This window comes from Symbiopectobacterium sp. RP (genome assembly GCF_050472005.1).
Lineage (GTDB): Bacteria > Pseudomonadota > Gammaproteobacteria > Enterobacterales > Enterobacteriaceae > Symbiopectobacterium.
In genome coordinates this window covers 337,861-352,032 of sequence record NZ_JBGOGS010000002.1, presented here as the reverse complement: position 1 = coordinate 352,032, position 14,172 = coordinate 337,861, and the positions used below count along the sequence as shown (strand labels likewise).

General features: G+C 51.9%; 6 protein-coding genes, 3 tRNA genes, 3 rRNA genes and 3 pseudogenes. 11 read left to right on the top strand and 4 right to left on the bottom strand.

Annotation, left to right across the window (positions count from 1 at the left end; genetic code table 11):
- The first annotated feature begins 86 nt into the window (after positions 1-86).
- From rbsC to ACD630_RS19875, 11 genes and pseudogenes are all read left to right on the top strand, one after another.
- Entirely contained in the window at positions 87-1,055 is a 969-nt protein-coding gene (rbsC, locus tag ACD630_RS19925) for a ribose ABC transporter permease (RefSeq protein WP_430360396.1), read from the top strand.
- A gap of 29 nt (positions 1,056-1,084) precedes the next feature.
- Complete coding sequence (rbsB, locus tag ACD630_RS19920) at positions 1,085-1,975, top strand: ribose ABC transporter substrate-binding protein RbsB (RefSeq protein ID WP_430360395.1); 891 nt, start codon at positions 1,085-1,087, stop codon at positions 1,973-1,975.
- Between the two features lie 67 nt (positions 1,976-2,042).
- Positions 2,043-2,963: pseudogene (gene rbsK / locus ACD630_RS19915) on the top strand (ribokinase); the annotation flags it as partial.
- 10 nt (positions 2,964-2,973) lie between these two features.
- Complete coding sequence (gene rbsR / locus ACD630_RS19910) at positions 2,974-3,975, top strand: ribose operon transcriptional repressor RbsR (protein ID WP_430360394.1); 1,002 nt, start codon at positions 2,974-2,976, stop codon at positions 3,973-3,975.
- Positions 3,976-4,445: 470 nt separating this feature from the next.
- Positions 4,446-5,987: ribosomal RNA gene (locus ACD630_RS19905) — 16S ribosomal RNA — on the top strand.
- 75 nt (positions 5,988-6,062) lie between these two features.
- Positions 6,063-6,139 (top strand) — tRNA-Ile (locus ACD630_RS19900).
- Positions 6,140-6,244: 105 nt separating this feature from the next.
- Positions 6,245-6,320, top strand: a tRNA-Ala gene (locus ACD630_RS19895).
- A 172-nt stretch (positions 6,321-6,492) separates the two neighbouring features.
- Positions 6,493-9,399 (top strand): 23S ribosomal RNA (locus ACD630_RS19890).
- A 114-nt stretch (positions 9,400-9,513) separates the two neighbouring features.
- Positions 9,514-9,629, top strand: a 5S ribosomal RNA gene (gene rrf, locus ACD630_RS19885).
- The 16S, 23S and 5S rRNA genes sit together here with 3 tRNA genes alongside, the layout of an rRNA operon.
- Before the next feature lie 47 nt (positions 9,630-9,676).
- Positions 9,677-9,753 (top strand) — tRNA-Asp (locus ACD630_RS19880).
- Between the two features lie 90 nt (positions 9,754-9,843).
- Positions 9,844-10,053, top strand: a pseudogene (locus ACD630_RS19875) (IS256 family transposase); the annotation flags it as partial.
- A gap of 147 nt (positions 10,054-10,200) precedes the next feature.
- On the opposite strand, the pseudogene ACD630_RS19870 reads toward ACD630_RS19875, so the two are convergent.
- The 4 genes and pseudogenes from ACD630_RS19870 to hflK all read right to left on the bottom strand — a co-directional run.
- Positions 10,201-10,557, bottom strand: a pseudogene (locus ACD630_RS19870) (IS110 family transposase); the annotation flags it as partial.
- Positions 10,558-10,619: 62 nt separating this feature from the next.
- Complete coding sequence (locus tag ACD630_RS19865) at positions 10,620-11,660, bottom strand: IS481 family transposase (protein WP_430360393.1); 1,041 nt, start codon at positions 11,658-11,660, stop codon at positions 10,620-10,622.
- A 222-nt stretch (positions 11,661-11,882) separates the two neighbouring features.
- On the bottom strand, positions 11,883-12,872 hold the full coding sequence (hflC, locus tag ACD630_RS19860; protein WP_430360392.1) for a protease modulator HflC: 990 nt from the start codon (positions 12,870-12,872) through the stop codon (positions 11,883-11,885).
- A gap of 2 nt (positions 12,873-12,874) precedes the next feature.
- Positions 12,875-14,125 carry an FtsH protease activity modulator HflK gene (gene hflK / locus ACD630_RS19855; protein ID WP_430360391.1) on the bottom strand — a complete coding sequence of 417 codons (1,251 nt, stop codon included), beginning with the start codon at positions 14,123-14,125 and terminating at the stop codon, positions 12,875-12,877.
- Positions 14,126-14,172 lie beyond the last annotated feature (47 nt).

Sequence of the window (14,172 nt, the reverse complement as noted above, 5' to 3'; positions counted from 1 at the left end):
GTATTTTTTTGCCACATATCAGGGCATTGGCTGTAATCATTTTTAAGTCGGTTGGCTATATAGCGTAAAGCAGGAGTAAGTCAAACATGAGTTCCGAATCTATCACGGCAAAGCGCTGGTTCAGTAAAGAGTGGCTGTTGGAGCAAAAGTCGCTGATTGCCCTGCTGATCCTGATCGCAGTGGTCTCGTCCATGAGCCCTAACTTTTTCACGGTCAATAACCTGTTCAATATCCTGCAACAGACATCGGTGAACGCCATCATGGCGGTAGGGATGACACTGGTTATTCTGACCTCGGGTATCGATTTGTCAGTCGGATCATTGCTGGCGCTGACCGGTGCAGTGGCGGCATCGATTGTTGGCCTGGAAGTGAATGCGCTGTTGGCGGTGTTTGGTGCATTAGCGTTCGGTGCAGCAATCGGGGCGGGCACTGGCGTGATTGTGGCGAAAGGAAAGGTGCAGGCGTTTATCGCCACGCTGGTGATGATGTTACTGCTGCGCGGCGTCACCATGGTGTACACCAACGGCAGCCCAATAAACACCGGTTTTTCTGACGTTGCGGATACCTTCGGCTGGTTTGGCATTGGTCGCCCTCTGGGAATTCCTACACCGATCTGGTTGATGGTTATCGTTTTTATCGCAGCCTGGTACATGCTGCACCACACGCGGCTCGGACGCTATATCTATGCGCTGGGCGGCAATGAAGCGGCGACCCGCTTGTCGGGCATCAGCGTCGATAACGTCAAGATTATCGTCTACGCCTTATGTGGGCTGTTATCCGCATCGGCTGGGATTATCGAAGTCGCGCGCTTGTCATCGGCACAACCGACGGCGGGCACGGGGTATGAACTGGATGCGATTGCGGCAGTGGTGCTGGGCGGAACCAGTTTGGCGGGTGGTAAAGGGCGCATTGTCGGCACGCTCATCGGCGCGCTGATTCTTGGGTTTCTCAACAATGGACTGAACCTGTTAGGTGTTTCTTCTTACTACCAAATGATCGTTAAGGCAGCCGTTATTTTGCTGGCGGTTTTGGTGGATAACAAAAGCAGTAAATAACCTTCATTCTCACGCATAGGAATTGGATTATGAATATGAAAAAACTGGCTACGCTGGTTTCTGCTGTTGCATTAAGTGCCACGGTTAGCGCCAATGCGCTGGCGAAAGAGTCGATAGCATTGGTGGTTTCTACCCTGAATAACCCGTTCTTCGTGTCATTGAAAGACGGCGCGCAAAAAGAAGCTGATAAATTGGGCTACAACCTGGTGGTGTTGGATTCGCAAAACAACCCGGCAAAAGAGCTCTCCAATGTTCAGGATCTGACCGTGCGCGGTACCAAACTGCTGCTCATCAACCCGACAGACTCTGATGCCGTGGGTAATGCGGTGAAACTGGCGAATCAAGCCAATATTCCGGTGATTACCCTAGATCGCGTAGCGGGCAGCGGCACGGTCGTGAGCCACGTGGCGTCTGATAACGCCTTTGGCGGTAAAGTAGCCGGTGATTTCATCGCGAAAAAATTGGGTGAAGGTGCCAAGGTGATTCAGTTGGAAGGTATCGCCGGAACCTCTGCTGCCCGTGAACGCGGAGCCGGTTTTATGGAATCCGCTGAGAAAAACAAATTTGTCATGCTGGCCAGCCAGCCCGCTGATTTTGATCGTACCAAAGGGCTGAACGTGATGCAGAACCTGCTCACCGCACACCCTGATGTAAAAGCAGTGTTCGCACAAAACGATGAAATGGCGCTGGGTGCGCTGCGTGCTCTGCAAACTGCGGGTAAAACAGACGTCATTGTGGTCGGTTTTGATGGCACGCAGGATGGCGTAAAAGCCGTAGAGGGCGGGAAACTTGCTGCCACTGTTGCACAACGTCCTGAAAAAATCGGTGAAATTGGCGTGCAAACCGCTGACAAGGTCATCAAAGGTGAAAAGGTTCAGGCGATTATCCCGGTTGATCTAAAACTGGTTGCTAAAGAATAACGCATAACAACGACAAGCAGCGCCGCCGGAACAAGGCGGCGCTTTTAATCACTTTTGGGGCGATTTTATGAAAACGGGCAAACTCGTGGTGTTGGGCAGTATTAATGCCGACCATATCCTCAATCTGGCACACTTCCCTCAACCGGGCGAAACGGTGAGCGGTAAGCAATATCAGGTCGCTTTTGGTGGTAAAGGTGCCAATCAAGCGGTCGCTGCCGGGCGCAGTGGTGCCGATATCGCATTTATCGCTGGCGTGGGTGAGGATGATATTGGTGCTCGTATTCGCGAGCAGTTGTCTCGTGATCAGATAGACGTTTCTGCTGTTGAAACCGTTGCCAATGAAACCACGGGCGTTGCGCTGATTTTTGTGAATGGAGACGCTGAGAATATGATTGGCATTAACACGGGTGCCAATGCGGCTATCACTCCCGATGTGCTGACGCGTCACCGTCAAAAAATCATTGATGCTTCTGCTTTATTAATGCAGCTCGAGTCTCCGTTGCAGACCGTTATTGCCGCTGCTCAGCTGGCGCATCAGCACCAAACGCGTGTAATTTTAAACCCAGCTCCCGCCTGTGACTTGCCAGATGAACTGCTGGCGCTGGTGGATATGATTACGCCGAATGAAACGGAAGCGCAGCGTCTGACCGGTGTCACCGTGCAGAACGAGCAAGATGCCGCACAGGCTGCAAAACTGTTGCATAATAAAGGCATTACTACCGTGCTGATTACATTGGGTGGTCGCGGTGTATGGCTGAGTGAAAACGGGGAAGGTCAGCGTATTCGCGGTTTCCGGGTTCAGGCCGTAGATACGATTGCGGCGGGCGATACCTTTAATGGTGCGCTGGTCACTGCACTTTTGGAAAATCAACCAATGCAAACCGCCGTGAAATTTGCTCATGCTGCCGCTGCCATTGCGGTAACTCGTGCTGGTGCTCAGTCCTCTGTGCCGTGGCGCAATGAGATAGACGCATTTTTACACTCTCAGGGGGTGATATGTGGCCACAATGAAGGATGTTGCTCGCTTGGCGGGCGTGTCGACGTCAACCGTTTCACATGTAATCAATAATAATCGCTTTGTTAGTGACACGGTGCGCGAGCGGGTATTGGCGGCAGTTGATTCTCTTAACTACGCACCGTCTGCGCTGGCGCGCAGTTTGAAGATCAATCAGACGCAAACTATCGGTATGTTGCTAACGGCCAGTAGTAACCCGTTTTATGCTGAAGTGGTGCGTGGCGTTGAGCGCAGCTGCTATGAGCGTGGGTATAGCCTGATCCTGTGTAATACAGAAGGCGACCACAACCGCCTGGACCGTAGCCTGGAAACCTTGATGCAAAAGCGGGTTGATGGCTTGTTACTGATGTGTACCGAGAACCACCGCCCTTCATCGGAAACCATTAGCCGTTACCCGTCAATTCCACTGGTGATGATGGACTGGTCGCCGTTTGAAGGCGTGAGTGACGTTATCAAGGACAATTCTCTGCTTGGCGGTGATATTGCAACCCGCCATCTGATCGACAGCGGTTACCGCAATATCGCCTGTATCGCTGGCCCACAAGATAAAACAACGGCCTATAACCGACTGTTAGGCTATCGGCAGGCGATGCAGCGTGCAGGTTTGCCCGTTCCTGATGACTACGTGGTGTTAGGGGATTTCGAGTTTGAAACCGGATACCAAGCGATGCGTAAACTGCTGTCGCTGGCGCAAAGGCCGGATGCTGTGTTCTGTAGTAACGATGCGATGGCGGTTGGGGTTTATCACGCGCTCTATCAGGCGGGATTGTCTATTCCAAGGGATATGGCACTGGTGGGTTATGACGATATCGAACTGGCGCATTATATGTCTCCACCGTTAACGACGATTCATCAACCTAAAGATGAATTGGGGGAACTGGCGGTGGATACGTTGTTATACCGTTTGGAACATCCTGAAACCGAGCCAACGGTACTGGTATTAACGCCAGAGTTGGTAATGCGCGAGTCGGTGACTCATCGGTAAATGGGATTTACGACGCAGTAAATGGGGTGATTGGGATGAAATAGCGTCATCTATGCTGGTTTGCTATGCGATTCGCCGAAAAAACACCCACTCGAAAATAAAATTGAAATTAGCCCTTGTCAGGGCGCGAGAAGTGTCTATACTGCGCCTCTACTGACACGGCAACAGCGACACGCGGTTGTGGTAACGGTAAGAAGTAAAACAGAAAAGCCGAACGCGAAATTGAAAAAAAATTAACGTTGACTTTTCAGCGGTGCAGCGTAGTATGCCCCTCCCGCGCCACGGTAGATGTGGCAACGCTCTTTAACAATTGATCAGACAATCTGTGTGGGCACTCACAGGACTTTATCGTAAAGCCTTCGGGCTTAAAAAAATAAAAGTCTTGAAGAGTGAACAACAGTTAATTCATTACGAACTGACAGTAATAATTCTTTGAGCATCGCTTCTCGAGTAGAAGCAAATCAAACTTTAAATTGAAGAGTTTGATCATGGCTCAGATTGAACGCTGGCGGCAGGCCTAACACATGCAAGTCGAGCGGTAGCACAAGAGAGCTTGCTCTCTGGGTGACGAGCGGCGGACGGGTGAGTAATGTCTGGGAAACTGCCTGATGGAGGGGGATAACTACTGGAAACGGTAGCTAATACCGCATAACGTCGCAAGACCAAAGTGGGGGACTTTCGGGCCTCACGCCATCAGATGTGCCCAGATGGGATTAGCTAGTAGGTGAGGTAATGGCTCACCTAGGCGACGATCCCTAGCTGGTCTGAGAGGATGACCAGCCACACTGGAACTGAGACACGGTCCAGACTCCTACGGGAGGCAGCAGTGGGGAATATTGCACAATGGGCGCAAGCCTGATGCAGCCATGCCGCGTGTGTGAAGAAGGCCTTCGGGTTGTAAAGCACTTTCAGCGAGGAGGAAGGCAGCAAGGTTAATAACCTTGCTGATTGACGTGACTCGCAGAAGAAGCACCGGCTAACTCCGTGCCAGCAGCCGCGGTAATACGGAGGGTGCAAGCGTTAATCGGAATGACTGGGCGTAAAGCGCACGCAGGCGGTTTGTTAAGTTGGATGTGAAATCCCCGGGCTTAACCTGGGAACTGCATTCAAAACTGGCAAGCTAGAGTCTCGTAGAGGGGGGTAGAATTCCAGGTGTAGCGGTGAAATGCGTAGAGATCTGGAGGAATACCGGTGGCGAAGGCGGCCCCCTGGACGAAGACTGACGCTCAGGTGCGAAAGCGTGGGGAGCAAACAGGATTAGATACCCTGGTAGTCCACGCTGTAAACGATGTCGATTTGGAGGTTGTGCCCTTGAGGCGTGGCTTCCGGAGCTAACGCGTTAAATCGACCGCCTGGGGAGTACGGCCGCAAGGTTAAAACTCAAATGAATTGACGGGGGCCCGCACAAGCGGTGGAGCATGTGGTTTAATTCGATGCAACGCGAAGAACCTTACCTACTCTTGACATCCAGAGAACTTTGTAGAGATACGAAGGTGCCTTCGGGAACTCTGAGACAGGTGCTGCATGGCTGTCGTCAGCTCGTGTTGTGAAATGTTGGGTTAAGTCCCGCAACGAGCGCAACCCTTATCCTTTGTTGCCAGCGATTCGGTCGGGAACTCAAAGGAGACTGCCAGTGATAAACTGGAGGAAGGTGGGGATGACGTCAAGTCATCATGGCCCTTACGAGTAGGGCTACACACGTGCTACAATGGCGTATACAAAGAGAAGCGACCTCGCGAGAGTAAGCGGACCTCATAAAGTACGTCGTAGTCCGGATTGGAGTCTGCAACTCGACTCCATGAAGTCGGAATCGCTAGTAATCGTAGATCAGAATGCTACGGTGAATACGTTCCCGGGCCTTGTACACACCGCCCGTCACACCATGGGAGTGGGTTGCAAAAGAAGTAGGTAGCTTAACCTTCGGGAGGGCGCTTACCACTTTGTGATTCATGACTGGGGTGAAGTCGTAACAAGGTAACCGTAGGGGAACCTGCGGTTGGATCACCTCCTTACCTGATGGTACTGATTCTGTGAAGTGTTCACACAGATTGTCTGATGAAAGAAATCGAGCGGTTAGAAGACCTTATAGGCTTGTAGCTCAGGTGGTTAGAGCGCACCCCTGATAAGGGTGAGGTCGGTGGTTCAAGTCCACTCAGGCCTACCAAAATCGTTCTCAATGCTGCGTATGCTCGCCCACTCGCATACTGATGTATGCTTCGCGAACTCGCGCCTTGCCTGAGAGCGATTTGGCAAAGGTTTACTATTCGATGGGGCTATAGCTCAGCTGGGAGAGCGCCTGCTTTGCACGCAGGAGGTCTGCGGTTCGATCCCGCATAGCTCCACCATTTACCGTCTTGATACCCAATACTTCAGAGTGTACTGTTTGACAGTATGCTGCGAAGTATTTTGCTCTTTAACAATCTGGAACAAGCTGAAAATTGAAACGAGCAATATTGGCTCACTACCAATATTGTGATTCTCTCAAGCTTTCACACCCGAGACATTTTCGGGTTGTGAGGTTAAGTGAATAAGCGTACACGGTGGATGCCTAGGCAGTCAGAGGCGATGAAGGGCGTGCTAATCTGCGAAAAGCGTCGGCAAGCTGATATGAAGCGTTATAACCGACGATACCCGAATGGGGAAACCCAGTGCAATTCGTTGCACTATCATGTCATGAATACATAGTGGCATGAGGCGAACCGGGGGAACTGAAACATCTCAGTACCCCGAGGAAAAGAAATCAACCGAGATTCCCCCAGTAGCGGCGAGCGAACGGGGAAGAGCCCAGAGTCTGAATCAGCTTGTGTGTCAGTGGAAGCGTCTGGAAAGTCGCACAGTAAAGGGTGATAGTCCCGTACACGAAGACGCACAGGTTGTGAGCTCGATGAGTAGGGCGGGACACGTGTTATCCTGTCTGAATATGGGGGGACCATCCTCCAAGGCTAAATACTCCTGACTGACCGATAGTGAACCAGTACCGTGAGGGAAAGGCGAAAAGAACCCCGGCGAGGGGAGTGAAACAGAACCTGAAACTGTGTACGTACAAGCAGTGGGAGCATCCTTCGGGGTGTGACTGCGTACCTTTTGTATAATGGGTCAGCGACTTATATTCTGTAGCAAGGTTAACCGCATAGGGGAGCCGCAGGGAAACCGAGTCTTAACTGGGCGTTAAGTTGCAGGGTATAGACCCGAAACCCGGTGATCTAGCCATGGGCAGGTTGAAGGTTGGGTAACACTAACTGGAGGACCGAACCGACTAATGTTGAAAAATTAGCGGATGACTTGTGGCTGGGGGTGAAAGGCCAATCAAACCGGGAGATAGCTGGTTCTCCCCGAAAGCTATTTAGGTAGCGCCTCGTGAATTCATCTTCGGGGGTAGAGCACTGTTTCGGCTAGGGGGTCATCCCGACTTACCAACCCGATGCAAACTACGAATACCGAAGAATGTTATCACGGGAGACACACGGCGGGTGCTAACGTTCGTCGTGAAGAGGGAAACAACCCAGACCGCCAGCTAAGGTCCCAAAGTCATGGTTAAGTGGGAAACGATGTGGGAAGGCATAGACAGCCAGGATGTTGGCTTAGAAGCAGCCATCATTTAAAGAAAGCGTAATAGCTCACTGGTCGAGTCGGCCTGCGCGGAAGATGTAACGGGGCTAAACCATGCACCGAAGCTGCGGCAGCGACACTTAGTGTTGTTGGGTAGGGGAGCGTTCTGTAAGCCGTTGAAGGTGAACTGTGAGGTTTGCTGAAGGTATCAGAAGTGCGAATGCTGACATAAGTAACGATAAAGCGGGTGAAAAGCCCGCTCGCCGGAAGACCAAGGGTTCCTGTCCAACGTTAATCGGGGCAGGGTGAGTCGACCCCTAAGGCGAGGCCGAAAGGCGTAGTCGATGGGAAACAGGTTAATATTCCTGTACTTGGTGTTACTGCGAAGGGGGGACGGAGAAGGCTATGTCATCCGGGCGACGGTTGTCCCGGTTTAAGCGTGTAGGTGGGTGACTTTGGTAAATCCGGGTTGCTATTAAACACTGAGGCGTGATGACGAGGTACTACGGTACTGAAGTGACAGATGCCCAGCTTCCAGGAAAAGCCTCTAAGCATCAGGTAACATTGGATCGTACCCCAAACCGACACAGGTGGTCAGGTAGAGAATACCAAGGCGCTTGAGAGAACTCGGGTGAAGGAACTAGGCAAAATGGTGCCGTAACTTCGGGAGAAGGCACGCTGTGCGAGGTGTAGGGACTTGCTCCTGAAGCTTTGCGCAGTCGCAGATACCAGCTGGCTGCAACTGTTTAATAAAAACACAGCACTGTGCAAACACGAAAGTGGACGTATACGGTGTGACGCCTGCCCGGTGCTGGAAGGTTAATTGATGGGGTTATCCGCAAGGAGAAGCTCTTGATCGAAGCCCCAGTAAACGGCGGCCGTAACTATAACGGTCCTAAGGTAGCGAAATTCCTTGTCGGGTAAGTTCCGACCTGCACGAATGGCGTAATGATGGCCAGGCTGTCTCCACCCGAGACTCAGTGAAATTGAACTCGCTGTGAAGATGCAGTGTACCCGCGGCAAGACGGAAAGACCCCGTGAACCTTTACTATAGCTTGACACTGAACCTTGAGCCTTGATGTGTAGGATAGGTGGGAGGCTTTGAAGTGTGGACGCCAGTCTGCATGGAGCCAACCTTGAAATACCACCCTTTAATGTTTGATGTTCTAACCTGGGTCCGTAATCCGGACTGGGGACAGTGTCTGGTGGGTAGTTTGACTGGGGCGGTCTCCTCCCAAAGAGTAACGGAGGAGCACGAAGGTTAGCTAATCCTGGTCGGACATCAGGAGGTTAGTGCAAAGGCATAAGCTAGCTTGACTGCGAGAGTGACGGCTCGAGCAGGTACGAAAGTAGGTCTTAGTGATCCGGTGGTTCTGAATGGAAGGGCCATCGCTCAACGGATAAAAGGTACTCCGGGGATAACAGGCTGATACCGCCCAAGAGTTCATATCGACGGCGGTGTTTGGCACCTCGATGTCGGCTCATCACATCCTGGGGCTGAAGTAGGTCCCAAGGGTATGGCTGTTCGCCATTTAAAGTGGTACGCGAGCTGGGTTTAGAACGTCGTGAGACAGTTCGGTCCCTATCTGCCGTGGGCGTTGGAGAATTGGGGGGGGTTGCTCCTAGTACGAGAGGACCGGAGTGAACGCACCACTGGTGTTCGGGTTGTCATGCCAATGGCATTGCCCGGTAGCTACGTGCGGAAGAGATAAGTGCTGAAAGCATCTAAGCACGAAACTTGCCCCGAGATGAGTTCTCCCTTGTCCCTAGAGGACGCTGAAAGGCCGTTGAAGACGACGACGTAGATAGGCTGGGTGTGTAAGTGCAGCGATGCATTGAGCTAACCAGTACTAATGACCTGTGAGGCTTAACCTTACAACGCCGAAGGTGTTTTGGTGTTGGTGTAGAGAATCAGAACTCGTGAAGTTCAGCTTGTAGACAGATTGGTCTTGCTGGTCCGTGAGGACGGGTAAGATAAAACAGAATATGCCTGGCGGCGATAGCGCGGTGGTCCCACCTGACCCCATGCCGAACTCAGAAGTGAAACGCCGTAGCGCCGATGGTAGTGTGGGGCTTCCCCATGTGAGAGTAGGGAACTGCTAGGTTTTTATATCGATTATCAGACGGTGTCTGGTAATGAAAAAGTATCGGTGGAGCGGTAGTTCAGTCGGTTAGAATACCTGCCTGTCACGCAGGGGGTCGCGGGTTCGAGTCCCGTCCGTTCCGCCAGGGCCTGTTTAAGATTTTGAGCCTGTACACGAGATTGTGTAATTGCTTGGTTTTGATATGTTCAATCCAACATCAAAAGCAGGTTACTTTATGGACGAAAAACAGTTACAGGCTCTGGCTAACGAGCTGGCCAAAAATCTCAAAACCCCTGATGCTCTCAACCAGTTTGATCGCCTGCTGAAAAAGATCAGCGTTGAGACTGCCCTTAATGCTGAAATGACCCATCACCTCGGGCATGAGAAGCCCCAGTCCAAATCTGGAACTAACACGCGCAATGGCTACTCCACAAAGACTGTTATAGCCAACCGACTTAAAAATGATTACAGCCAATGCCCTGATATGTGGCAAAAAAATACAGCTAATTGTTATCAAAATAATGTCGCTTGGCTATATATGCCATCGGCCCAGAAATAAACGTAGCGCGTATCGCTTAAATCACGCAGGCGCCATTGCCTGCTGGTCTTCCGTGCGGGGTTTTACAAAGCGCATGGAGGGCCGGGAAGCTGCTTCGCAGATAGCTTCTGCATCAACAAAATCGTTCTTGTTACTCTTAACAAAAGGGCTAACGAACTGTGGGGAAATCAACTTTGCCTCATGGCCTAAATCAGCGACTCGGCGAGCCATGAAGTGTGCACCGTCGCAGGACTCCATCACCACGGTCGCCGACTTGCAGGATGCAAGAAAATGAATCAGCTGAGTGCGGGAAAACTTTTTACGCAGCAGCGCATGACCTTTTTCGTTCTGACAGTGAACGTGGAAGGAATGTTTACCGAGATTGATACCAATAAGCGTAACGTTTTGCATGATGTGTACTAGCTCAGACCAGATCTGACAGTTACCGATTATTTATACAGGTGTCTGTCAGATTACATCTGGTTCAGATTCTTTTCTGCCCAGATCCGTTTTCCATCGAGTAAAGTGGCCATCGGCGTACGCCCGCAGCACATTTTTCCCTGATGAGTTCTCTCATTATTGTAATGCCACAACCAGTTGTCCAGATCTACCTGCAGGCTTTCCAGGTCTCCATATAACTTCTTGCCGAACGTAACCTGATAAAAATCCTGCAAAATGGTTTTATGGAAGCGTTCGCAGATGCCGTTCGTCTGCGGAGACATCGCCTTCGTTTTCGTATGCTCGATATCGTTGATAGCCAGATAAAGCTGATAATCATGCTGCTCCACTTTACCACAGTACTCCGTACCCCTGTCGGTCAGTATTCTCAGCACCGGCAGTCCCTGAGCCTCGTAGAACGGGAGTACGCGATCATTGAGCAGGTCGGCGGCGGTGAGCGGTGTTTTATTCGTATACAGCTTGCAGTGCGCCACTTTCGAGTACGTATCCACGAACATCTGCTGGTAGATACGGCCCACCCCCTTCAGATTGCCCACGTAGAAGGTGTCCTGCGAGCCCAGATACCCGGGATGTGCCGTCTCGATTTCACCGCAGGCCTCATCATCGTGCGCCTTCTTCTCCAGGGCTGCGATTTGAGCGTCGGTAAGGACAATGCCTTCTCTGGCGACCTTTTCCTCAAGCGCCTTCAGGCGTTTACGGAAGTTCTCCAGGTCGTGTCGTTGCCAGATGGAGCGCACGCCGCTGCCGGAGATAAACACGCCTTTTTTACGCAGCTCATTACTGGTCCGGTGCTGCCCATGGGGCGGGAACTCAATAGCATAATCAACAAGCGCGCGTTCAGTGGCTTCGTCGGCGCGGTTCTTCAGGTTCGGAACCCGGCGGTTCTGGTTAACCAGCGCATCAATGGCGCCTTCAGCAGCCAGTTCCTGATAACGGTAAAATGTATCGCGTGACACGCCCATGCTCTTGCAGGCTTTTGATACGTTACCGAGTTCTTCGGCGAGATTGAGCAGGCCGGCTTTGTGTTTGATAATGGGATTGTTAGTATGAAGCATGAGAGTTACCTCGCGTTTTGTTTAAGGATTAGACACCCATATCAAAACCGGTAACTCTCAACCTTTCAAGGTCCAGTGTCAGATCTAGTCGCGACTAATACACATGATGATCCCCTTCAGAAAGAAAAACACCCTGTTAGCGTACCGCTCACAGGGTGGGGGTGACCATCTCATTAAGCCCATATAACCATACGGGCTTTTGGTGAAAAACGGTAAAGCTAATCAGCGTGCAAGCGACGTCGTTGGCGAACGCATATAGCGGAAGAAGTCGCTATCCGGGCTCAATACCATCACGTCCTGATTGTCGTTGAAGCTGGCTTCATAGGCATGCATGCTGCGGATAAAGGCATAGAAGTTCGGGTCTTCGCTAAACGCATTAGCAAACAGCCGGGTTGCTTCCGCATCCCCTTCACCGCGCATGATCAGTGCTTCACGTTCCGCTTCAGCCAGAGTACGTGTCACCAAATAATCTGCCGCCGCTTTCAGTTTCTCCGCCTGTTCCTGACCTTGAGAACGGTGACGACGGGCAACCGCTTCACGTTCTGCACGCATACGGGCGAAGATCGCATCCGACACTTCCGTCGGCAAGTTGATCTGCTTGATACGCACATCGATCACTTCAATACCGAGAGCCGCCATACTGTTCGGGTTGATATGCGGCTGCGCACCCTTGGTCTCTTGCTCCACGCGTGCGGCAGCAGAGGCAATGGCGCTATCCGCTTCGGTGGTTTCACCGGTACCGGTATTCAGCGCATCACGCACATCCAACATCAGTCGACCACGGGAATCGGTAACAATACCGCGCACGTCCAAACGACCGATTTCAGAACGCAAGCGGTCGCTAAACTTACGTTTGAGCAGCACTTCTGCCTGAGAAATGTCACCACCGCCCGTCGCTAGGTAGTAGCGACTGAAATCACTGATACGCCATTTGATATAAGAATCCACGATCAGGTCTTTCTGCTCCGAGGTGATGAAGCGATCGGCTTGGTTTTCCATGGTCTGAATGCGCGCATCCAGCATCTTCACGGTATCAATAAACGGTACTTTAAACTGCAAACCTGGCACATAGATAACAGGCTTGTTCTCATCATTGCGCAATACTTTGCCGAAGCGCATCACAATGCCACGCTGGCCTTCCTGCACCACAAACACTGAGGCATACAGCGCCATCAGCACCAGGACGAGGATAAAAACGATAGACTTACGCATTATTATTCTCTCCCAAAATCACGCTGCGCGTTTGCACGGCGCTGGTCCATGACGGTTCCACCCGTGCTGGTACGGGTTTGTCCGGTGGTTGCTCCGTTGTTGTTCGGCGCAGAGGGCAGACGCATCGGCGCAGCCATGGTGCTACTGGTCGCGTTACCGCTGGCATTGCCTGTCTGACCGCGCATCAGTTGATCCAAGGGCAGCACCATCAGGCTATTGCCTTTGTCATTAATCAACACTTTCCGGGTATGTCCCAGTACACGCTCCATGCTTTCGATATAGAGACGTTCACGGGTAATTTCTGGCGCGGCTTTGTATTCCGGCAGAATCTTGGCGAAACGCGCCACTTCACCCTGCGCTTCAAGCGTGATACGAGCGCGATAAGCACGTGCCTCTTCCAGCACACGCTGTGCCTGACCGTTCGCACGCGGCTGCACTTCGTTCGCATAGGCTTCTGCTTCACGAATGTATTGCTGTTCGTTCTCGCGTGCCGCGATAGCGTCATCAAACGCGGCTTTCACTTCCTCTGGCGGACGCGCCGCCTGGAAGTTAACGTCCAACAGAGTTAACCCCATGTTGTACGGACGAATGGTTTCTTCCAATACGCGTTGCGTGTCAGTACGCACGATGGAACGCCCCTCAGTGAGGATTTTGTCCATGGTGTATTTACCGATAACGCCGCGCAGGGCGCTGTCAGTCGCCTGACGCAAACTGTCGTCGGCATTGGTAACGCTAAACAGATAGCGCTCAGGCTCCGTCACACGATACTGAACGTTCATCTCCACGCGCACCACGTTTTCATCCGACGTCAACATCACGCCAGAGGTGGCCAATTCACGCACAGATTCCACGTTTACCGCACGAACCGAGTCGATAAATGTCGGTTTCCAGTTCAGACCTGGACCTACCAGGTGGCTGAACTTGCCAAAGCGTGTTACTACGCCGCGCTCGGCTTCTCGGATGGTGTAAAAGCCGCTCGCGGCCCAAATCACCACGGCCGCTACTGCGACAATACCCACGACCCGACCACCCAGACCGCTGGCAGAGGTGCCGCCGCCATTACCTGAATTTCTGCTTCCGCACAGTTCGCCCAGCTTTTTGCTCAGCTTGCGGAAGATATCATCCAGATCGGGAGGACCTTGATCCCGACCGCCTCTATTATTATTGTTTCCGCCAGAGTTGCCGCCTTGATTATTGCTGCTCCCCCACGGGTCGCGGTCCTGTCCGTTATTACCGGGCTGATTCCACGCCATGTTTTAGCTCCATTCTTTTATGATTGGTGTTCTTCAGGTTCAATATC

What these genes read in the sequence shown, in the direction of transcription:
- rbsC (WP_430360396.1), top strand. Translation starts at nt 87, where the DNA reads ATGAGTTCCGAATCTATCACGGCAAAGCGCTGGTTCAGTAAAGAGTGG.
- rbsB (WP_430360395.1), top strand. Translation starts at nt 1,085, where the DNA reads ATGAATATGAAAAAACTGGCTACGCTGGTTTCTGCTGTTGCATTAAGT.
- ACD630_RS19865 (WP_430360393.1), bottom strand. Translation starts at nt 11,660, where the DNA reads ATGCTTCATACTAACAATCCCATTATCAAACACAAAGCCGGCCTGCTC.
- hflC (WP_430360392.1), bottom strand. Translation starts at nt 12,872, where the DNA reads ATGCGTAAGTCTATCGTTTTTATCCTCGTCCTGGTGCTGATGGCGCTG.
- hflK (WP_430360391.1), bottom strand. Translation starts at nt 14,125, where the DNA reads ATGGCGTGGAATCAGCCCGGTAATAACGGACAGGACCGCGACCCGTGG.